This window comes from Paenibacillus sp. plas6 (assembly GCF_057221655.1).
Genome location: NZ_CM170151.1, coordinates 1,257,620 through 1,279,785, shown reverse-complemented (window position 1 = coordinate 1,279,785; position 22,166 = coordinate 1,257,620). Strand labels below are relative to the sequence as shown.

Here is a 22,166-nt window from a genome sequence, read left to right as displayed (position 1 = left end):
AAGTCTTGGGAGGCTAATGGCTATTATGAAAGCAACTGTTTATGTAACGATTAAAGAAAATGTCCTGGATCCACAAGGAGTTGCAGTAAAGGGCGGACTTCATTCGCTTGGCTTTAATGAAGTAAGTAAAGTTCGCATTGGTAAATATTTGGAACTTGAACTTGATACAAATGATCGTGCAGAAGCTGAGGCTCGCTTAAAAGTTATGTGTGAAAAGCTGCTAGCTAATACGGTTGTTGAAGACTACCGATTTGAACTGGAGGACTAATAGAATGAAGTTTGCGGTACTCGTATTTCCGGGATCAAACTGTGACATTGATTGCTATAAAGCTGTAGAGCAAACTATTGGACAAGCAGTAGATTATGTATGGCATACAGCAACTGATTTATCTAAATATGATTGCATTCTTGTACCAGGAGGCTTCTCTTACGGAGACTATCTGCGCTGCGGAGCAATTGCTCGCTTTGCAAATGTAATGAATGAGGTACAAAAAGCTGCTGAAGCAGGAAAATATATATTAGGAATTTGCAACGGATTCCAAATTCTTACCGAGGCTAAATTGTTGCCAGGTGCATTAATCCGTAACAACGGTCTTAAGTTCCGTTGTCACCAATCTCCGCTTGAGGTTGTGAATAACAATAATCCATTTACACGTGATTATGCACAAGGTGAAATTATTAATATTCCTATCGCACATGGTGAAGGTAACTACTATTGTGACGAGGAAACACTTGCTGAACTAAAAGCAAATAACCAAATTATTTTCCGTTATGCTGGTGATTCTAACCCTAACGGTTCTGTAGATAACATTGCAGGAATTAGTAATAAAGCAGGTAATGTCGTAGGTATGATGCCTCACCCAGAGCGTGCAGTCAGCGACTTACTTGGATCATCTGATGGAAAACGTATGTTTACATCGATTTTGAATACATGGAGGGAACAACATGGCACAGCAATTAACAGCTAAGGAGCCAACCGCAGAACAAATTGCGGAGCAAAAAATCTATCAGCAATTCGGCGTATCAGATTATGAGTATGAGCTAATCTGTGGCTTCCTTGGACGTAAGCCTAATTACACTGAAATCGGTGTATTCAGTGTCATGTGGTCAGAGCATTGTGCTTACAAAAACTCTAAGCCAATTTTGAAAAAATTCCCGACTTCTGGTCCTAGAGTTTTGATGGGTCCAGGTGAAGGCGCTGGTATTGTTGATATCGGCGACAATCAGGCAGTGGCATTTAAAATCGAATCACATAACCATCCTTCAGCAGTTGAACCTTATCAAGGAGCTGCAACAGGTGTGGGTGGTATTATTCGCGACATCTTCTCAATGGGCGCTCGTCCAGTTGCGTTGCTTAACAGCTTGCGCTTTGGTCGTCTTGAAAATGAGCGCGTCAAATATTTATTTGAAAATGTTGTAGCTGGTATTGCTGGTTATGGTAACTGTATCGGAATTCCAACCGTTGCAGGTGAAGTTAACTTTGATGAAAGCTATGAAGGTAATCCGCTTGTTAACGCAATGTGCGTTGGGATCATTGAACACGATAAAATTCAACGCGGTGTGGCAAAAGGGGTAGGTAACCCGGTATTTTATGTAGGTCCTCCTACTGGTCGTGACGGTATTCATGGTGCTACTTTTGCTTCTGTTGAACTTTCAGAGGAATCTGAAGAAAAGAAAACAGCGGTTCAAGTCGGCGATCCATTCATGGAAAAATTGGTTATGGAAGCTACACTTGAGCTTATTAATTCAGGCATCGTACTTGGTATCCAAGACATGGGTGCGGCAGGTTTAACATGTTCATCTGCGGAAATGGCATCTAAAGCTGGTAATGGCTTAGAGCTTTACCTAGATGAAGTTCCACAACGTGAGACAAATATGACACCATATGAAATGATGCTTTCAGAATCCCAGGAGCGTATGCTGTTTGTCGTTGAACCGCAGCATGAAGCGCAAGCGATGGAGATCTTTGAACGCTGGGGCGTTATTTGTAAAAAAGTAGGTAAAGTAACGGATGATGGACGCCTTCGCTTATTCCATAAAGGTGAGCAAGTTGCGGATATGCCTGTAAAAGCGCTTGTTGATGAATGTCCTGTTTATCATCAGCCATCTAAAGTTCCTGCTTATTACAATGATTTTGCTAATGTAGATACGTCTGATTTCCCAGAAATCACAGATTTGAACGGTACACTGGAAGAGCTTCTTGCATCTCCTACAGTAGCAAGCAAGGAATGGGTTTATAACCAATATGACTATATGGTTCGTACAGCGACTGCAGTCCAACCAGGTTCAGATGCAGCGGTTGTGCTTGTTGATGGAACACGTAAAGCACTTGCGATGACAACTGACTGTAACGGTCGTTATGTTTACCTAGATCCTGAAGTTGGCGGTAAAATTGCTGTTTCAGAAGCAGCTCGCAATATCGTATGTTCAGGCGGCGAGCCGCTAGCAATTACAGATAACTTGAACTTCGGTTCACCTGAAAAACCAGAGGTATTCTGGCAAATCGAAAAAGCTGCTGAAGGTATAAGCGAAGCTTGTAACGTGCTTGGAACGCCAGTTACTGGCGGTAACGTCAGCTTATATAACGAAAATGCTAAAGGTGCCATCTATCCAACTCCAGTTATCGGTATGGTTGGACTTGTACATGACATCGAGCATATTACGACTCAAAGCTTTAAGAAAGAAGGAGATGTGATTATCCTTCTTGGTGAAACAAAACCTGAGTTCGGTGGATCTGAACTTCAATATATTAAAAACGGCGCACCAACAGGTCGTCCTCCAGTATTAGATCTTGAAGTTGAGAAAAGCTTGCAACAGGCAGTTCTATCTGCAATTCAGTCTGGTCTAGTTGCATCTGCTCATGACTTATCTGAAGGTGGCGTAGCTGTTGCCCTAGCTGAATCATGTATTAGCGGCGGCATCGGTGCTAAAGTGGCAGTGGAAACAGAACTTCGTGCTGATCACTATCTATTCAGCGAATCTCAGTCTAGAGTATTGCTTTCTGCAACTGCTGATAAAGTAGAGCAATTACTAGCTCATATTGAAAAATATGGCGTAAAAGCAGCTGTTATCGGTACAGTTGGCGGAGAGGATTTAGTGATTAACATTAATCAGAAGGTAGCTATTAACGCACCAGTTACTAAACTAGAGGGTGTGTGGAAGGATGCGATCCCATGTCTAATGAAATAAATGGCGTGAAGCTATGGACTGGAGATCATTATAACGAAGGTATTGGACGTGACGATATTTTCGATAAGCTAAGAGAAGAATGCGGCGTGTTTGGTGTCTTCGGACACCAAAACGCAGCGCAAATTACTTTCTTTGGCTTACATGCGCTTCAACATCGCGGTGAGGAAAGCGCAGGGATCTGTACAGTTGACGGCAGCAAGGGCAATAGCTTTCACTATCATCGCGAGATGGGGCTAGTTAAGGAAGTTTTTGATCAAGCAATTATGGATCGTTTGACTGGTGAACGGGCAATTGGTCATGTGCGATATTCTACTGCTGGTGAAAGCAAGGTTGCCAATGCTCAGCCGCTTATCTTTAAATACCGTGATGGAGACCTTGCCATTGCAACAAACGGTAATATAGTTAATGCACCAGAAATTCGCAAGGAACTTGAAAATAGCGGTTCTATTTTTCAAACGTCAAGTGATACAGAAGTTATCGCTCATTTAATTGCTCGCTCCAGCAAAGATTTCATTGAAGCAACTCGTGATGCTCTTCGTCGCATCGTTGGTGGCTTTGCCTTTTTAATTATGACCAATGATAAACTGATTGTTGCTTCAGATCCGCATGGTTTGCGTCCTTTATCGATGGCTAAGCTTGGCGATGGTTATTTATTCGCTTCAGAAACATGCGCTTTTGAAACAGTTGGCGGCGAATTTATTCGTGATATTCAACCAGGTGAAATGATTATTCTCGATAAAGAGGGTATTCATTACGATCGATATGATGCTGGTGAATCTCGTCGTGCGACTTGTGCGATGGAATATATTTATTTCGCTCGCCCAGATAGCGACATCCATGAGGTAAATATCCACTCAGCTCGTAAACGTATGGGTAAACGTCTTGCTATTGAAGCATTTGTTGATGCAGATGTTGTAACAGGTGTACCTGACTCTAGTATTTCTGCAGCGATTGGTTATGCTGAACAGACGGGAATTCCTTATGAGCTAGGCTTAATTAAAAATAAATATACAGGTCGTACCTTTATTCAGCCTTCACAAGAGCTGCGTGAACGCGGTGTAAAAATGAAGCTGTCTGCAGTACGTAAAGTTGTTGAAGGTAAACGTGTTGTCATGATTGATGACTCAATCGTTCGCGGAACAACTTCATTACGAATTGTTAATATGCTGCGTGAAGCTGGGGCAACAGAGGTGCATGTGCGTATTACATCACCTCCATTTAAAAATCCTTGCTATTACGGAATTGATACACCTGATCGCAAGGAGCTTATCGCTTCTAGTCGAACTATCGAGGAAATTCGTCAGCAAATCAATGCAGATTCTCTTGCATTTTTAACGGATCAAGGCTTTAGAGAATCTGTTGGTGCCTATAATGAGCATTATAAGCACGGTTTATGCATGGCTTGCTTTGACAATGATTATCCAACGGTTGTAGACGAGGAATCTGATAAAAGCTGCAGCTGCTAATAGAGATATAGAAGAAATGGATTGAGAGTGACTCAACAAGTCGGCTACTAACTGTTGCAAACTGCTGTTAGTCACCTTGGTTTGGGGAGTAACTGACTAAAATTGATCGGAATTTTAACATAGATAAAAATATCTAACTATAATCTTAGCTTCGCTTAGAGCATTTCGAAAGCAGTGTACATGAACGAAGCAGAAATATTTTTTAGGAGTTGACTTGAATGTCAGAGGCGTACAAAAAAGCTGGCGTCGATATTGCTGCAGGTAATGAAGCAGTAGAACGTATGAAAAAGCATGTTAAGCGTACTTTCCGTCCAGAGGTTATGGCTGATCTTGGTGGATTCGGAGGTTTGTTCGGTTTAAATAAGGACAAATATGAGGAGCCAGTATTGGTGTCAGGAACTGATGGAGTCGGCACAAAGCTTAAGCTCGCATTTGCAATGGACAAGCACGATACGATCGGAATTGACGCAGTTGCGATGTGCGTCAACGATATCATCGTTCAAGGCGCAGAACCATTATTCTTCCTAGACTATCTTGCTTGCGGCAAAGTAGTGCCTGAGAAAATTGAAGCGATTGTTGCAGGGATTTCTGAAGGCTGCGTACAATCTGGCTGTGCATTGATCGGTGGCGAAACAGCAGAAATGCCAGGTATGTATTCTGAGGAAGAATATGATATTGCTGGTTTTACCGTTGGAATTGTTGACCGTAAAAAAATGATCGATGGTTCTACGATTGCCCCTGGAGATGCAGTGTTAGGTTTTGCTTCCAGCGGTATTCATAGTAATGGGTTCTCGCTTGTTCGCAAGCTATTACTTGAGCAAGTTGGCTATTCATTGCAGGATGAATTGCCTGAACTGGGCGGCGCTAAGCTTGGCGATGTACTGCTTGAGCCAACGAAAATTTATGTTAAATCTGCATTGAAGCTAATCCAGCAAGTTAACGTAAAAGGGATGGCACATATTACTGGCGGCGGCTTTATTGAAAACATTCCGCGTGTACTGCCTGAAGGGGTTAACGTTAATATTGAATACGGCTCATGGCCGATTTTACCAATCTTTAATTTAATGCAGCAAAAAGGAAATATTTCTAATCGGGATATGTTCACAACGTTTAATATGGGCATTGGACTCGTTGTGGTAGTTCCAGCAGATCAAGCGGACGAGGCGTTACGTCTAGCGAATGAGCTTGGAGAACAAGCATATCGCATCGGTACTGTTACTGAGGGCAATCGCATCGTTACGTTTACAGGAGCAGAAGTGTAATGACTTTGCGTGTCGCTGTATTTGCATCCGGTAATGGCTCGAATTTTCAAGCTATTGTTGATGCTGTGCAGGCAAAGAAGCTCGATGTATCCATCGAGCTTCTTGTATGTGATAAGCCTCAAGCTAAAGTTGTTGCACGAGCAGAACGTGCTAACATTGAAGCATTTGTATTCAAGCCCAAGGATTATGCTTCACGTGAGGCGTATGAGCAAGAAATACTTGGCATCCTTCAGCAGAAGCAGGTTGATTTAATCGTATTAGCTGGATATATGAGAATCATCACTTCAGTGCTTGTCGAGCCATATGAAGGTCGAATGATTAATATTCATCCATCCCTGTTGCCAAGCTTTCCAGGTGTCAATGCGATTGGACAAGCGCTAGAGCATGGTGTAAAAGTAACAGGTGTTACAGTGCATTTTGTTGATGGTGGTTTGGACAGCGGACCAATTATCGCACAGCGTCCGTTAGACATTTTGCCTGAGGATACGGAAGAAAGTCTCGCTGAGCGTATCCATCGCATTGAAAATGAGCTGTATCCACAAGTAATCGGATGGATCGCTGCTGGTAAAGTCAGCATTGATGGAAGAAATGTAATTGTTAAATAATAAAAACTACACAGAAATTCTTCAGTGAAGGTAAAGTAAGCTCTGGAGAACGAAGTGAAAAGTGCAACGCCTTTAAACCTGATGCTAACAAGAATAAATAAAACAAGGGAGCATCAGGTTTAAAAAGCGTTCGGAAGAGTTTACTACTGCCGAAATGATAAATAAGAAATTTTAGGAGGGTATAAAGTGGCAATTCGTAGAGCGTTAATTAGTGTTTCAGACAAAACAGGAATCGTGGAGTTTTCTCGTTCATTAGCTGAGCAAGGAGTACAAATCATTTCAACTGGTGGTACTTTTAATTTGCTACAAAAAGAAGGTGTACCTGTAATTGGTATTTCTGATGTTACAGGCTTTCCTGAAATTTTAGATGGACGTGTAAAAACGTTGCATCCAGCAGTTCATAGCGGTTTGCTAGCTGTACGCGATAATGAAGAACATCAAAAAGCAATGAAGGATCTTGAGCTAGATTATATTGATCTTGTCGTTGTTAATCTGTATCCGTTCAAAGAAACAATTGCTAAGCCAGATGTTACTTATGAGGATGCGATTGAGAACATTGACATCGGTGGTCCTACAATGCTTCGTTCTGCAGCTAAAAACCATGCATTTGTAACAGTTGTTGTTGATGCAGCGGACTATAACGGTGTACTAGAAGAAATTAAAGCTAATGGAGATACAACACTAGAAACTCGTAAACGTCTGGCTGCGAAGGTATTCCGTCATACAGCAGCTTACGATTCCCTAATTTCTAACTATTTGTCTACTCTACAAGGTGATCCACTGCCAGAAACGTATACAGTTACGTACGAAAAAGTACAAGACTTACGTTATGGTGAAAATCCTCACCAAAAAGCAGCCTTCTATAAAAAGCCACTTGCCGAAAGCGGAAATATTACGACTGCAGAGCAGCTTCATGGTAAAGAGCTTTCCTATAACAACATTAATGACGCAAATGCAGCATTAGCAATTTTGAAGGAATTTACTGAACCGGCTGTTGTTGCAGTTAAACATATGAATCCATGCGGAGTAGGGATTGGCGTAGACATTCATCAGGCTTACAAAAAAGCATACGAAGCTGATCCTGTATCGATTTTTGGCGGTATTATTGCAGCTAACCGCACAATTGATGCAGATACTGCAGAATTACTTTCATCTATTTTCTTGGAAATCATTATTGCACCAGACTTTACTTCTCAAGCTTTAGAGATTTTGACGAAGAAGAAAAATATTCGCCTGCTAAAACTTGGTGAATTTAAAGCAGCAGAAGAACGCAAATCAGAATGGTTAGTAACTTCTGTAGACGGCGGTATGCTTGTCCAAGAAAGCGATGTACACAATCTTTCTGTTGACGACTTAAAAGTTGTAACTGATCGTAAGCCAACAGAGGAAGAGTTAAAGCAACTATTGTTTGGCTGGAAAGTTGTTAAACATGTGAAATCAAATGCAATTCTGCTTGCTAAAGACGATATGACAATTGGCGTTGGCGCAGGCCAAATGAATCGTGTTGGCGCTGCTCGTATTGCAATTGAGCAAGCTGGTGAAAAAGCAAAAGGCGCAGTGCTAGCTTCTGATGCATTCTTCCCAATGAGCGATACTGTTGAGGCTGCAGCGCAAGCAGGAATTACTGCAATTATTCAACCTGGCGGTTCAATTAAAGACGAGGATTCCATTGCGGCAGCGAATAAGTATGGGATTGCGATGGTGTTTACAGGGGTACGTCATTTCAAACACTAATCATAGAAGTTGTTTAAAAACTTAAACTTGATGACGAAGCACAGCGTTGTAGCCCAGTCGACATCGAATATGACATTCATCGGGAGCCTGCGTTGCTCACGTACCTTTAGGTGTACGCTGCGCTACTCGTTCCCTAGCTTCACGTCATTTTCTCGGTCCTGAAGTTCAAGTTTTTAAACTCTCATTGTAAAGTTGTTTAAAAACTTAAACTTGATGACGAAGCACAGCGTTGTAGCCTAGTCGACATCGAATATGACATTCATCGGGAGCCTGCGTTGCTCACGTACCTTTAGGTGTACGCTGCGCTACTCGTTCCCTAGCTTCACGTCATCTTCTCGGTCCTGAAGTTCAAGTTTTTAAACTCTCATTGAAATTGCTCGGTTCAGATTTGTGCATCTGCATACGATGAACCGAGCTTCACCGCATTGAAAGGAGACTATTATTGTGAATATATTAGTCATTGGTAGTGGCGGGCGCGAGCATGCCATTTCATGGTCATTGAAGAAAAGCAATAAAGTTAGCAAGCTGTATTGTGCACCTGGTAATGCAGGAATTGCTCAAGTAGCTGAATGTGTGCCAATTGGTGTATTTGAGTTTGATAAATTAATCGCATTTGCAAAGGAAAATAAAATTGATCTTGTCTTTGTAGGCCCAGATGATCCACTAGCCCAAGGTATTGTTGATGCGTTTGAAGCAGCAGGTATTCCTGCATTTGGTCCGAACAAAGCTGCGGCTGAAATTGAAGGCAGCAAAATTTTTATGAAAAATTTGCTGAAAAAGTACAATATCCCAACTGCCAAATATGAAACTTTCACAAGCTACGAGGAAGCTCTTGCTTACTTGAAGCAGCAGGAAGCGCCTATCGTTATTAAAGCAGATGGTCTAGCTGCAGGTAAAGGCGTTACGGTAGCTTCTACACTGGAGGAAGCTGAGCAAGCTCTTCACTCTATTATGGTCGATAAAGTATTTGGCGATGCGGGTAATCAGGTCGTTATTGAAGAGTTTCTTGCTGGACAGGAGATGTCCATCCTTGCTTTTGTTGATGGGGAAACAGTAAAACCAATGGTGCCTGCTCAAGATCATAAGCCGATTTTTGATGGCGATAAAGGTCCGAATACTGGTGGAATGGGAACTTACTCTCCATTGCCGCATATCGATCCTGCGATTATTGAAGAGGCGATTGTAAAGATTATTGAACCTACTGCCAAAGCGATGGTAAGTGAAGGTCGTCCATTCCGCGGAGTACTTTTTGCAGGACTAATGATTACAAAAGATGGTCCTAAAACGATTGAGTTTAATGCACGGATGGGTGATCCAGAAACTCAAGTGGTATTGCCGCGCTTAAAAACAGATTTACTAGATATTGTGTTAGCGGCAATGAACGGCACTTTAGCAGATATAGATATTCAATGGGATGATGAAGCAGCAGTATGTGTAATTTTAGCTTCAGAAGGATACCCGGGCAGCTATCCTAAAGGAAAAGTGATTAGCGGTTTGCAAGAAGCAGAAGCAACAGGTGCGCTAGTATTCCATGCAGGAACAGCAAATGCCGATGGAAATATTGTTACAAGCGGTGGTCGTGTTCTAGGTATCGTGGGACGCGGTAAAGATATTGCTTCAGCACGTGAGCATGCTTATGAGGCAGTGAAACATATTCAATTTGAAGGAATGCAGCATCGAACTGATATTGCAATGAAAGCTTTAGTATAGTAGTGATACAGAGACAAGTGAAATACTTGATTAGTATAATTCGATAAAGCAAAATGCTGGCAGGTTGATACAAAACCTGCCAGCATTTTTTGCTCTACTTCAACCTATTAATTTACTAAAAAAATTAGAAAATTATTAAAAAAATTAAGATTTTCTAATAATTCTATGATATACTAGATTTGTAGACAGATTTACATTTTCAAAAGCTGCACGAAGATGATCTGAATGTAATTAGAATAGAGGGTGAACAATGAAGTTATCAAACTCTTTTTTCAGGTCAATTCAAGTTGCGGCCTTATTAATCATTGTATGTGTAATGGTAGGATGCTCAGCGTATCCTTTCATTGAGCAACATCAGCCTGTTTCTGCTTCGTCTGAAAATAGCCTGGCATTAGCTGATGCAGCTGTACATTCATCAGGAGCCGATACTGGGACTTCCCAAAATGCAGAAAATGAACCTAGTGAGACTGAACATAACGATGGCAGTGAACGGAATGAAAACAGTAATGAGCAAGATGAAGAAAATGAAATGAACGTGAAGAAGATAGCAATTACATTTGACGATGGGCCCGATTTGAATTACACTCCGCGAATATTAGATATTTTGCAGGAGAAAGAGATTAAAGCAACATTTTTTGTAGTAGGAATGCAGGTTAACAAATACCCTGAAGTATTGCAACGAATTGATGCAGAAGGTCATTTAATAGGCAATCATTCATACTATCATCCAAGTTTTACGAAGCTCAGCAAAGAGGAGCTAGAAACCGAGATTAAAAACACCGACGATAAAATTAAAGAGGAGATAGGTTATATTCCTTCTCTTGTTCGTCCGCCATATGGTGCAGTTAACGATGAGGTAAGAGAGCATTTACACAACTTAAATAAGGAAATTGTGTTATGGAATATCGACCCTCGCGATTGGGATGGGACAAGTGTAGATGATATGTTGGAAAACATTATGAGCAATGCTCGTGACGGAGGAATAATCTTATTACACAGCTTTGGCAGTAAACATATTGAGAATACGGTTAAGCTGGTGCCACAACTTATTGATAAGCTAAAAGATGAAGGATATAGCTTTGTAACGGTTGATCAACTTTAGAGAACTAATTTAATTATCTATTTATGGAGACAGGCGATTATTTTGCATATGTAATGATGTTACATGAGGCAAAATATTTGGGCCTGTCTCTTTTTTTGCAAGTCAATTTGTAGTCGAAGCAGTATTGACAACAGAAATTACTCATGCTATTCTGTTTATACAATTCATAGTAAACAGGTAGGAATAATATAAATTTATTTTATTCACTTTATAGATGATATTTTTCAATTTGCACATCGCAAAACTTAATAAGACAACATGGACGCAACAACACAGGTTTAGGAGGAAAATAATATGGAAAAACAGTTGACGATTACACATGAAGGACTATCACTTGCAGCTACTTTGCATTATCCGCATGAAGGAGCAGAGCAGCTTGAAAAGAACGGTAAGTACCCAGTCGTTGTGATTTGTCATGGTTTTGTTGGTAGCCGCATCGGGGTTGATCGATTGTTTGTCAAAACAGCACGTCAATTGGCTGCTCAAGGAAACTATGTATTAAGATTTGATTATGGCGGCTGCGGGGAAAGTGACGGGGAATATGGCGAACTTGGATTTGATTCCATGATCGATCAAACACGTACGGTGATAGACTATATTTCAAGTTGCGACTTCCTTGATCCGACTCGCTTAACATTATTAGGTCATAGTTTAGGAGGAGCAGTTGCAATTATGACTGCTGTTAAAGATCGCCGAGTAAAGCGTCTAGTTTTATGGTCAGCGGTAGGCTATCCTTTTAATGACATTGTTCGAATTGTTGGTCGTCAAAGCTATGATGAAGCTTATACGAAAGGGAAAACAGATTATTTAGGTTATACGTTAACACCTCTGTTTTTTGATTCTCTAATGAATCATCAACCGTTTCAAGCAGCAACACGTTTTTCAGGAGATGTATTACTTGTTCATGGTACAAGTGATGATGTTATTCCAGTCGATTACGGTTTCCTTTATCAAAAAATCTTTTGGACTCGAAGTGAGGGAAGCTGTGAGAAAGAGATTATTTTTCAAGCTAATCATACATTTTCTACTTACACTCAACAGCAAGAAGCAATTGGTGCAACAATAAAATGGTTAGAGGGACTTGAAAAAAGAGCTGATGAATGGGTAAACTGGTCAATATAAGGTATATCAAAGAGTATATAAAGGTGAATAAAAACGAACGGGGATACAACGAGCTCCACAGCTAAACCCTGCTGCTTCAAACAGAGATAAATAACGAAGCAGCAGGGTTTATGCCGTTACTGGAGAGAATGCTTTACTTACAAAGCAACTATTTTTGTCGTTTATATTTTCCGTTCGTTGGAACAATTAGCTTGATATTAATATTTTCAATCGAATTTTTCGTCAAAATAAACTCGCTGCCATTCTTTGTCATCTCCTTCCATTGACGCGGATATTTCATACGAAAGCTATGCATAAGATTAAAGAAATCAAGCTGCTCTTCAACGCCCAAATTGTATACGTCGATGATTTCTTTCTTAATTTGCTCTTTTATCAGCTCGATCATTTTTTCATAAGGAAGTTCCTCTAAATACTCATTCAAGCTTCCGCGATAACTTGCTTCAATTGTAAATTTAACTTCGCCGTTAACTAACTTTGCTTTTTTCTTTACTTTAGCTTTGTCAATGATAATCACACCATACGTTGTTTCCATGTCCTTAACGAGCAACATTGTACGTGTTAATTTAGGCTGAATCCAGCGATATCCTGTTAATTTATCAATCTCTACAATCTTATTAGCGGTAGGGGAAGCAAAGTAGCCGCCAGTAATTATTGGAAGTTTAAGCTTTTTCTTCTCAGATGACCAGCGGTTTTGGTTAAAACCAATAACCGGCACACAGGATAATCGATCAGGCTCATTAACGGCAGATAAGTACTTAAACATTAAAATTGGCGGTAAAGTCATAAGTTGATCATAGGAGTTGTCCGGCATATGTAACAGACTGCGCAAAGTTGTGAAACTATAAAATGTATCTCCCAAAAATAGTTCCTCAATAGGTTCTTGTGTTACAAAAAACCAGACGTTATAGCGATTGTCTGGAAAACGATAGACACGATCGACAAGCTCTGAGCCTAAGCTCATAATTGCCCGCTCACTTACTACGACAACTTGAGTATGTCCCCACTCAATACGAAATTGTGCAGTTTTATACAAATCAGCTACCGCAAGATGCAAGCTTTTTCCTACCCCTTTACCGACATAGGTGCTATTCTCCGATGTGCTTTGGCCGCCTTCAGTGCTAGCTACAAACATAAAGTTTAATGTTTGCGCAAAAACGGTGTAATTTTCTCCATCGTAATCAACGCCAATAGCTGATACATAATGCTGATCCTGGATATTGGTAGAACTCCAACATCCAGTCAGTGAAAATAATATAGAAATAATTAAACATAGCTTAAGCCATGTTAGCAGCTTAATACTCATTACTGTTCATCCTTTTTTCTTGACTTTGTATGCAAATACGAAGGCTGAGTATTGCGCATCCGCAATGGCAATTGAAAAGCTGAAATAATAAAGTTTCTTAAGCTTAATGGAGAAAGTGGCGCCAAATAAGGAACCCCGAAGCTATGGATTCTCGATAAAAATAAAATAAATAGTATATAGGCTGTAATAAAGCCAAATATACCAAGAATTGAGCTTAATAAAAAAGCAAAGAAGCGATAAAGAACTACGCTATTCGCGAGAGATTGATTCACAAGCGTTGCTCCTGAAATAATCGATATAGCAGCAACTACAACGATAATAGGCGATACTAAGCCTGCACGAATTGCTGCTTCTCCCATAAGAAGTCCGCCTACAACAGTTATTGTTTGGCTCATGCTGCTTGGCATTCGTACACTGGCCTCACGAAAAATTTCCATAAAACTAATAATAAGAAACATCTCGATCGAGGCTTCCATCGGTATCCCCATCCGTGCTGAAGAAATGGTCGCAAGCATAGTAAACGGCAACTGATCGGGATGAAAGGTTGTAATGGCAATGAAAAAACCAGGCAAGAAAATGGAGCTTACTAATGAGAAAAGCCGAAACATTCGGCTAATGTTGTTAGAAAGCAAAGGAAAGTAGCTATCCTCAGGTGATTTTAAAAGCTGAAATACATTGCCGGGTGCTATAAATGCCATTGGGTTATTATCGAGTAAGATGACAAATCGACCATTAAGCAAGGCCTCAACAATATAGTCGGGTCTTGCCGAATAGTCAACGGTTGGGATTAAGTAAGTATTATCTCCGATCATCTCTTCCAATTGCCCAATAGTAATCAATTGCTCTACTTCAAGATGATCAATGCGCTTTTTCACTGTAGCAATAAGATCATCATTAGCAATGTTCCCCATATAAAGTAAAGCGAGTTTAGTTTCAGTAAACGAGCCAATTGCATAGCCTTCAATACATAGATGTTCGGAACGTAGCCTTTTGCGGATAAGGGCAATATTTGTAGCAATGTCTTCTACTAAGCCATCCTTTGGTCCGCGAATCGTAATTTCGGACGCCGATTCCTCAAGAGATCGAATCGGTATTTTAGCAATATTTATCGACATAATGACCTTTAGTTTTGGAATTGCACACATAATATTGCCTTCATACATAAGCGAAGACATTTTATGTAGGGTAATCGGATCTTCTTCTGTACTCACTTTAAACCAGCTAATGAATGGAGATTGCTCGATTGCTTTTATCGATTGAAAGCCCGTTTCATTAAAGGTATCCACAATTGAAGGCAGAGCTGTTTCCTTAAAAGTACTGTTTTCAATAAACGCCTCAGACATAACGAAAATTACTTCAACTGGAGGTTGCATATAAAAAGGACTGCTAATATTTTTAGTCTTATATTGCTTTGTAAAAATAACAATATCAGCATCCCGCTGGAAATAGCTTTGAAATTGCTCCTCATTTAGCTGTTGCATATCAATTTTTACTTCCTTGTTCATCTTGAGCTGTCTCCTTTCTACGCACAACTAGCTGAGTAATAAAAATAGCAAGAGTTAACAGCAAGACAAAGACTAAGCTAATCGGGAACACGTAATTTAATAACAAAAACAGTTTCAAATCCTCACGCCATTGAAGAAACAACAATAAAAACATGACGACTGATGAAATTATTAATAGTTTCAGTCGCTGTTTATTTTGTTTGAACTGAAATACGGCAATCATTAAATAAATACATATCGAAGCTCTAATAATTGAACCAGACAGCCACTGATATATCGAGAGAAAGTCGACGTGTTGAAGCAATTGTCCTAAGCTTAATATCTTCCACTGGTCAAACGTTGTATGCAGCTGTTTTAAAGCCTCAGTAGGTCCGAATTCAGAAATTGCACCTGTGGTTGGTCCAAGCACTAAAAGAACTAAAAAGAGCGATAATAAGAGGATATTGAATTTGCTCGGTAATTTCTTAATATGATGCGCATAAAGAAGCAAAATCCATATATCCATTAAAGCTGACAATGTATAAAAAGCTCCGCTTGCAACCGGCATAATCCCGTTATCAAAAATAGGAAAAAGCAACGAAAAATCTTTATATTTTGTATTCGCAGAAGCGACAAAATAGCCTAAAAAGATAACGACTGGCAGCAAGATGGAAGCTACGATGGAGATAGATTGCAATCCACAATAAGCTAATAACACGCAGAGCACCATCATACAAGTTGACACGACAATAATTGGTGTTTGTTGCAAGTATGTACTAACTGTCCACATTAACGTATCAATAATCGTATAAAGCGCATTGAAGAATAAAATTGCAAAAAGGATTAGCTTAAAAACAAATGAACAATATTTTCCCCAGTGCGTTGTTGCCCAATCAATAACAGAGACTTTATTTAAGCTTTTTATAATATAGAAAAATATATAAGCCCACACGATAAAAAATGGAGTAGCAAGTATAATCGCAATCCATGAGTCTCGTCCTGCGACATTTAAAATAACAGGTATTGCAATGACATGAGCCATAATTCCATTACTTAAAATAATGATGGATAGCGCTAGCCATAAACTAATATTTCCTCTTTGAATATCCATAATGAAGTTTCCTCCCCAAGTGATAAGCTTATGATGTGAAAAAGAAAAGGATTTTAATCGTAAATTGTGGAAAAAAACAAAGACAATGATTTAAAAGAATGGTTAAATGGTAATTAGAGGCATTGGAATATATGGAATAAAGCAGGAGGAACCAAATGAAAAAAAGAGCAATGTTTATCGCAAGTGTTCTATTAAGTTTCGGACTAGTTCTTGGTGCATGTAGTGAAGGAAACGGTGGAGAAATACCTGCTCCAACTAATAGCAATAATACTCAGATTGTTGAAACTGCTTCGCCTTCTCCTCAAACCGTTGCATTCACTGGATTACTTACAGGTAAAGCTATAGAGGAACAAGCAGAATATCGACCTATTGCTGTGCTTATAAACAATTTAGCACCAGCACGACCACAAAGCGGATTAACGGAAGCAGACGTCATATGGGAGGTGCTTGCAGAAGGCGGAATTACAAGATTAGTTGCAATTTTTCAAAGTACAGCAAGCACTGATTTCGATATTGGTCCAGTACGCAGTAACCGACCTTATTTTATAGGAATAGCAGATTCCTATGATGCAATAATTGCCCATGCTGGTGCGAGCAATGATGCATATGCTATTTTACAGCGCCAGGACAAGCCTTATTTAGATGAAATTTCGAATGCAGGGAAATATTATTGGCGCAGTAAAGAACGAAAAGCTCCGCATAATTTATATACGAATTTAACTAAGCTTCGTGAAGGTGTAAGTGCGAAAGGTTATCGTGATCAAGTAACGATTAAAGGTTACAACTTTATGAGTGAGGAAGAGGCTGCAAGTTTAACGATTGGCACTGCTAAAAATCTAGAAGTTCAATTTCAATTAAAAAATTATCGAGTCGGTTATAGCTTTGATGAGGAGAGTCGAGTGTACAAACGTAGCATTAATGACGAACCTCATATTGATAAAAATAATGACGAGCAGCTATATGCGAATAATTTAATCTTTATGCAAACTGCGCATAAAGTACTTGATAATGAAGGAAGACTTAGTGTTGATCTACATTCTGGTGGCGAAGCAATCGTGATTCATAACGGTGAACTGACAGAAGGGAAATGGATTGCGGCTGATGATGGAATGATACGCTTTATTAAGGATGGAGCTGAAATTAAATTAGTGCCGGGGAAAAGCATTATTCATGTGCTGCCAACTGGCAAAAACATAACGGATCACATTACGTTGAAATAACAAAATTGCACTATTTCGATAACATTCGACATCAGGTGACAAAAAAATTGATGAAAAATATAAATTTTTCAGCAGTTTTTACATTCCGTTAACAAATCTAGGTTACACTAATTGTGGCGAACGCGCTTGACGTTGTGAGCTACATTCTGAAGTCGATAAGGAGATTGACATGTTTAACAAATCAAAAAAAGATATTTTCTTCAGAACTTTTGATGAAATGGCTGATACAATTGTTGAAGCAGCAGAATATTTTGCCAAAGGTGTTACGGATCTCTCTGATGTCGAAAGTTTTGTAAAGAAAATGAAAGAGTATGAAAACAATTGTGATCAAAAAACTCATACCATACTAAGTGAGCTAAATAAGGTGTTTATTACACCGATTGAACGTGATGACATTATGGCGCTTACCACTTCACTTGATGATGTGATGGATGGATTAGAAGCGACTAGCACACGCTTTTTAATGTACGGTGTTAGTGAAAAAGATGAATACATTACACGTTTTGCAGATATTCTTGTTCGTTCTGCGCATCAAATTAAGAGCGCAATTGATTTATTGACAAGTAAAAAGCTATTGCCAATTCGTGAACATAATATCGCAATTCACGGTTTGGAAAATGAAGGCGATGAATTATTGAACCTATCCATTTATCGATTATTTGCTGATGTCAAGGACCCTATTGAGCTTATTAAACGTAAAGAGATTTATGAGCGTTTAGAGCAAACCACCGATTGCTGCGAAGATGTAGCAAATACATTAGAAACGATCGTTATGCGTAACAGCTAAGCGAGAGAGCAGAGGTACATCTAATGGATATATATATGTTAATAGCTGTAGTGGTACTTGCATTAGCATTTGATTTTATAAATGGCTTTCACGATACAGCTAATGCGATCGCAACTTCTGTTTCGACACGTGCCCTTAAGCCGCGTGTAGCTATTTTGATGGCTGCATGTATGAACTTTTTAGGTGCGCTTACGTTTACAGGCGTTGCAAAAACAATCGGGAGTGGGGTTGCAAATCCAGCTGAATTAACCCATGGGGTGGAAGTCGTTGTTTTTGCTCTAATCGGTGCAATCATCTGGAATTTGGTGACATGGTGGTATGGAATTCCTTCGTCTTCATCGCACGCTTTAATCGGTTCTCTTGCAGGAGCTGTTATTTCTTCGGAAGGCTTTGACAAGTTGAATGCATCTGGATTTATTGACATCCTGGAAGCGTTGATTTTATCTCCAATTCTTGCATTCACTGTTGGTTTTATCATTATGACAATACTTAAATGGATTTTCGCTAAGAAAAGTCCACATGCCATTAATAAAGGATTTCGCTTTGGACAAATTGCAACTGCGATGTTCCAAGCTTTCTCACATGGTACAAACGATGCGCAAAAAGCTATGGGGATTATCGTTTTTGCCCTCGTAGCAGCGGATTGGCAACAAACGATGGATGTTCCATTGTGGGTAAAGCTTGCTGCTGCGACAGCAATGGCTTGTGGTACAGCAATCGGCGGTTGGAAGATCATTAAAACGATGGGAACGAAAATCTTTAAAATTGAGCCGATTAACGGTTTTGCCGCAGATGTCGGTTCAGCGATGGTTATTTTAAGTGCAACGTTCCTGCATCTTCCAGTAAGTACTACTCATGTTATTACATCTTCAATTCTTGGTGTTGGTAGTGCGAAACGTTTTGCTGCCGTGAAGTGGGGCGTCGCTGGACGAATTGTTATTGCTTGGTTTATTACGATTCCGATTTCTGCAGGGATTTCCATGTTATGTTTTTGGATATATCATTCTTTATTTTTATAATTGCACTGAATTTAGGGCAATGAAATACTTACTATGTAGCAACGCCGCTGGCGTAGAGAAAATGTTTCTCACGCTTGCGGCGTTTTTTATGGCAGCTGCTTTCAATGGATTGGACATTTACAAAAATGGTTTAACATTGCTGAGCAATAGGACATCAGTTATCTGCGTCCACTAGGCTGTCTCATCGTTAATGGTGTAGATCTGCGGACCCCTCTAGCTGAAGTGGGGCGAGCTTGCACAGATCTTCGTGATTGTGAAGCGGCACTAGTTTTTCTTGAAGTACTTTTTTTTGTCCGCGAAGCTGGTCGTGTTGAGCGGACACGACGTCTAGCAGGGATAGGCTCTGCTTCTGCTTGAGAATTTTTATTTTTTCCAAGCACACCAGTAAACACCTTAACCATAGGTGCTATTTGTCCTACGGTACTTATGACCTTTTGTACTGTTGTTACCGTGCTTAATATCCCATCAAGTCCACCGAAGCGATCCACTAAACCTTTTAATTCATCAATATTGGCATATTTTGCTAAGCTAGCGAGATTAAATCCGCCAGGTTTAGTTTCCTTCTTCTTCTCTTTCACTTCGACAGGAACATTTTGCGCTGGTTGAAATGGTGAAACGCTTGTTGAATAGTGGGTTTGCGGCGGTCTATTTTGATATATGGCGCTGTTATGTCCATGTCCAACCTGTCCTGGATGAAAGGTTGATTGGTGAACAGTCTGGGCTGGATTTCTCCGATAAGCAAAGCTTTGAGCATGCGGAGAGAAATTCATCTTCAATCACAACCCTTACAGTTTCGTTAGTACAGCATATGTCATGGGCATATATAAGGAATGGACATTCGCCTAGAAAACAGAAAAATAACAAGGATAAATTCCTATAGTTTAGGATTAGTGGCTCGAAGTTGTCTTTTACTTTCTTCTGTATATCTTTAAAGCGTGAATACTGTAACGTTTGAAATTTTATAGTATTCAAGCTACAATAATAGAAATAGATTCTACTAAGGAGAGAGATTCCTTTGCAACTAAAAAAACTAAACGATAAAACGATCGACCAACTGTTTGAAGCGATCTTGACGCTAAAGACTGTTGAGGAATGTTATATATTTTTTGATGATTTATGTACAGTTAATGAAATTCAATCCATGTCACAGCGTCTTGAAGTGGCACGCATGCTTGGCAAAGGAGCTACCTATAATCAAATTGAATCGGAAACAGGGGCAAGTACTGCAACTATTTCTCGTGTCAAACGTTGCTTAAATTATGGTAATGACGGTTATAAGCTTGCCTTGGATCGTTTAGGTAAATAATAATGATGCAAAAGCACGGTATTTTGGTCATCAGTCATGGTTCAAGGGAGCATTCCTGGGTACAAGCTGTTGATAATGCTGTTATCCATGCTAAGCAATTATGGATTAATCAAGCAATTAGCGAGGAGCAGCGCTTGATCCGTAAGGCTACACCAGTATATGCAGCGTATTTAGAATTAGTTGAGGGAAGACTAATTCAAGACGGTATTAATGCATTAGAACGTGAAGGGGTAACAAAGATTCATGTTATGCCGCTGTTTGTTTCTGAGGGAAGCTCACATGTGGAAGAAATCAGACAAGCATTTCATTTTTCTCCGATTAGCAGCTTTATCGGTGATCTTGAGCCGTTGCAATTTTCTGCACAAATTGAATTTGATCAGCCGATAGGTGCGGAGCCTGAAATTATCCAAATCGTGCATGAGCATTTGCAGGATTTATCCCAGCAACCAGAACAAGAAGCATTGCTATTACTCGGTCACGGCAGCAGCATGCCATTTTTTTATGAGAAATGGGAAATGGGAATGAAGAAAATCGTTGCAGCAATAAGCGAGCGTTGGCCGTTTCAGGCGATTACTTATGCTCCGTTATTGCCTGACGGTTCGCGCAATGCCTTGCAGCAACTGCTTGAGAAAAGCTTGCGTGTGGTCGTCATCCCATTATTTATTAGTCCGGGTTATTTTACTAGAAGTGTGATACCAGCACGCTTAGAAGGACTAAGCTATATCTATTCTGGAGCAACCTTTTTGCCGAATCCATTAGTGTCGGTGCTGCTTGCCAGACGCTTTGGAAGCTATGTGTTAAACTAAGGGGTGTGCTGATGAAGAAAGCAAGACTTATATATAATCCAACATCAGGTCGCGAGGAAATGCGTAGAAGATTGCCGGATATATTGCAAAAGTTTGATGCAGCAGGAATAGAGGTTACTTGTCATGCGACAACTGGTGAAGGAGATGCCACAGCAGAGGTTGAACGAACGCTGGAACGCGGCGGCTATGATATGCTGATCGCTGCAGGTGGAGACGGTACATTAAACGAGGTAGTAAATGGGCTGGCTAATAAGCCTAATCGGTTGCCGCTAGGAATTATTCCAGTAGGCACAACCAATGATTTTGCCCGAGCGATGGGAATCCCTAAGCATTGGGAATATGCCTGTGAACTGATTATTCGTCAATATTATGAGGCGATAGATGTTGGACGTGCCAATGATCGTTATTTTATTAATATCGCTGGTGGCGGCTTTTTAACAGAGCTGACCTATGATGTGCCGATAAAGTTAAAAACGATGATTGGTCAATTAGCCTACTATCTAAAGGGTATAGAGAAAATGGTGCATTTGCGACCAACTGAATTGACCTTTCAGGCAGAAGGGGTAGGCACATTTATCGGCGAGTTTATGATGTTTTTAATTTGTAACAGTAATTCAGTTGGCGGATTTGAACGTTTAGCGCCTGATTCCAAGCTTAATGATGGACTTTTTGATGTTTTACTTGTTCGTAAATGTAACTTGGCAGAGTTTATTAGACTGGTCACTTTAGCATTGCGTGGTGAACATTTAGGTGACCCAAGTGTTGTACATTTTCGTACAAATCGCTTGACGGTTACTTCGCCTAACAAGGTCCAATTAAATTTGGATGGAGAATTTGGCGGGGAATTACCTGCTGTTTTTGAAAATTTGCCATCCCATATCGAAATTTTTAAAGATGAGACAGGGGAGTCTACATATAGCTAACGCTATAGGACTTCCCT

At 40.0% G+C, this 22,166-nt stretch carries 20 protein-coding genes; 16 read left to right on the top strand and 4 right to left on the bottom strand.

Annotation, left to right across the window (positions count from 1 at the left end; genetic code table 11):
- Positions 1-22: 22 nt before the first annotated feature.
- The 10 genes from purS (at position 23) to AC2TDL_RS05710 (ending at position 12,190) form a co-directional block, all read left to right on the top strand.
- Positions 23-268 (top strand): phosphoribosylformylglycinamidine synthase subunit PurS, encoded by a 246-nt coding sequence (purS, locus tag AC2TDL_RS05755; RefSeq protein ID WP_484701063.1) that lies wholly within the window; start codon positions 23-25, stop codon positions 266-268.
- Positions 269-272: 4 nt separating this feature from the next.
- Entirely contained in the window at positions 273-968 is a 696-nt protein-coding gene (gene purQ, locus AC2TDL_RS05750) for a phosphoribosylformylglycinamidine synthase subunit PurQ (protein WP_484699239.1), read from the top strand.
- Positions 946-3,189, top strand: a complete 2,244-nt coding sequence (gene purL, locus AC2TDL_RS05745) for a phosphoribosylformylglycinamidine synthase subunit PurL (RefSeq protein ID WP_484699238.1) — start codon at positions 946-948, stop codon at positions 3,187-3,189. Before purQ ends, purL begins: the two co-directional genes overlap by 23 nt.
- Positions 3,174-4,655: an amidophosphoribosyltransferase gene (gene purF / locus AC2TDL_RS05740; RefSeq protein WP_484699237.1), complete on the top strand. Its 1,482-nt coding sequence runs from the start codon at positions 3,174-3,176 to the stop codon at positions 4,653-4,655. Before purL ends, purF begins: the two co-directional genes overlap by 16 nt.
- Positions 4,656-4,873: 218 nt before the next feature.
- Positions 4,874-5,917, top strand: a complete 1,044-nt coding sequence (gene purM, locus AC2TDL_RS05735) for a phosphoribosylformylglycinamidine cyclo-ligase (protein ID WP_484699236.1) — start codon at positions 4,874-4,876, stop codon at positions 5,915-5,917.
- Positions 5,917-6,522, top strand: a complete 606-nt coding sequence (gene purN, locus AC2TDL_RS05730) for a phosphoribosylglycinamide formyltransferase (protein WP_484699235.1) — start codon at positions 5,917-5,919, stop codon at positions 6,520-6,522. The genes purM and purN overlap by 1 nt, the downstream gene beginning before the upstream one ends.
- Positions 6,523-6,708: 186 nt before the next feature.
- Complete coding sequence (purH, locus tag AC2TDL_RS05725; RefSeq protein WP_484699234.1) at positions 6,709-8,256, top strand: bifunctional phosphoribosylaminoimidazolecarboxamide formyltransferase/IMP cyclohydrolase; 1,548 nt, start codon at positions 6,709-6,711, stop codon at positions 8,254-8,256.
- Between the two features lie 444 nt (positions 8,257-8,700).
- Complete coding sequence (gene purD / locus AC2TDL_RS05720) at positions 8,701-9,966, top strand: phosphoribosylamine--glycine ligase (protein WP_484699233.1); 1,266 nt, start codon at positions 8,701-8,703, stop codon at positions 9,964-9,966.
- A 250-nt stretch (positions 9,967-10,216) separates the two neighbouring features.
- Positions 10,217-11,068, top strand: a complete 852-nt coding sequence (locus AC2TDL_RS05715; protein WP_484699232.1) for a polysaccharide deacetylase family protein — start codon at positions 10,217-10,219, stop codon at positions 11,066-11,068.
- Positions 11,069-11,362: 294 nt separating this feature from the next.
- Positions 11,363-12,190: an alpha/beta hydrolase gene (locus tag AC2TDL_RS05710; protein ID WP_484699231.1), complete on the top strand. Its 828-nt coding sequence runs from the start codon at positions 11,363-11,365 to the stop codon at positions 12,188-12,190.
- Between the two features lie 148 nt (positions 12,191-12,338).
- Here the strand turns inward: AC2TDL_RS05710 and AC2TDL_RS05705 are convergent, their stop codons facing one another.
- Genes AC2TDL_RS05705 through AC2TDL_RS05695 form a run of 3 tightly spaced genes read right to left on the bottom strand, consistent with a single transcriptional unit; the run spans position 12,339 to position 16,088 of the window.
- On the bottom strand, positions 12,339-13,493 hold the full coding sequence (locus AC2TDL_RS05705) for a Ger(x)C family spore germination protein (protein WP_484699230.1): 1,155 nt from the start codon (positions 13,491-13,493) through the stop codon (positions 12,339-12,341).
- A complete protein-coding gene (locus AC2TDL_RS05700; protein WP_484699229.1) occupies positions 13,493-14,998 on the bottom strand; it encodes a spore germination protein in 1,506 nt (501 codons plus the stop codon). Before AC2TDL_RS05700 ends, AC2TDL_RS05705 begins: the two co-directional genes overlap by 1 nt.
- Positions 14,976-16,088 (bottom strand): endospore germination permease, encoded by a 1,113-nt coding sequence (locus tag AC2TDL_RS05695; protein WP_484699228.1) that lies wholly within the window; start codon positions 16,086-16,088, stop codon positions 14,976-14,978. The genes AC2TDL_RS05700 and AC2TDL_RS05695 overlap by 23 nt, the downstream gene beginning before the upstream one ends.
- 155 nt (positions 16,089-16,243) lie before the next feature.
- On the opposite strand from AC2TDL_RS05695, the gene AC2TDL_RS05690 reads away from it, so the two are divergent.
- The 3 genes from AC2TDL_RS05690 to AC2TDL_RS05680 all read left to right on the top strand — a co-directional run bounded on the left by AC2TDL_RS05690 (position 16,244) and on the right by AC2TDL_RS05680 (position 19,114).
- Entirely contained in the window at positions 16,244-17,308 is a 1,065-nt protein-coding gene (locus AC2TDL_RS05690; RefSeq protein WP_484699227.1) for a DUF3048 domain-containing protein, read from the top strand.
- Positions 17,309-17,477: 169 nt separating this feature from the next.
- A complete protein-coding gene (locus AC2TDL_RS05685; RefSeq protein ID WP_484699226.1) occupies positions 17,478-18,095 on the top strand; it encodes a DUF47 domain-containing protein in 618 nt (205 codons plus the stop codon).
- A gap of 23 nt (positions 18,096-18,118) precedes the next feature.
- Complete coding sequence (locus AC2TDL_RS05680) at positions 18,119-19,114, top strand: anion permease (RefSeq protein ID WP_484699225.1); 996 nt, start codon at positions 18,119-18,121, stop codon at positions 19,112-19,114.
- Positions 19,115-19,272: 158 nt separating this feature from the next.
- Here AC2TDL_RS05680 and AC2TDL_RS05675 read toward each other — a convergent pair whose 3' ends face one another.
- The gene (locus AC2TDL_RS05675) at positions 19,273-19,890 is read right to left on the bottom strand and encodes a hypothetical protein (protein WP_484699224.1); all 618 of its coding nucleotides are present in this window, start codon (positions 19,888-19,890) and stop codon (positions 19,273-19,275) included.
- Between the two features lie 239 nt (positions 19,891-20,129).
- Here AC2TDL_RS05675 and AC2TDL_RS05670 point away from each other — a divergent pair, with 239 nt between their 5' ends.
- From AC2TDL_RS05670 to AC2TDL_RS05660, 3 genes are read left to right on the top strand one after another with little or no spacing between them, the layout of a single operon-like run.
- Positions 20,130-20,420 (top strand): YerC/YecD family TrpR-related protein, encoded by a 291-nt coding sequence (locus AC2TDL_RS05670; RefSeq protein ID WP_484699223.1) that lies wholly within the window; start codon positions 20,130-20,132, stop codon positions 20,418-20,420.
- Between the two features lie 2 nt (positions 20,421-20,422).
- A complete protein-coding gene (locus tag AC2TDL_RS05665; RefSeq protein ID WP_484699222.1) occupies positions 20,423-21,226 on the top strand; it encodes a sirohydrochlorin chelatase in 804 nt (267 codons plus the stop codon).
- 11 nt (positions 21,227-21,237) lie between these two features.
- Positions 21,238-22,149, top strand: a complete 912-nt coding sequence (locus AC2TDL_RS05660; RefSeq protein ID WP_484699221.1) for a diacylglycerol kinase — start codon at positions 21,238-21,240, stop codon at positions 22,147-22,149.
- Positions 22,150-22,166 lie beyond the last annotated feature (17 nt).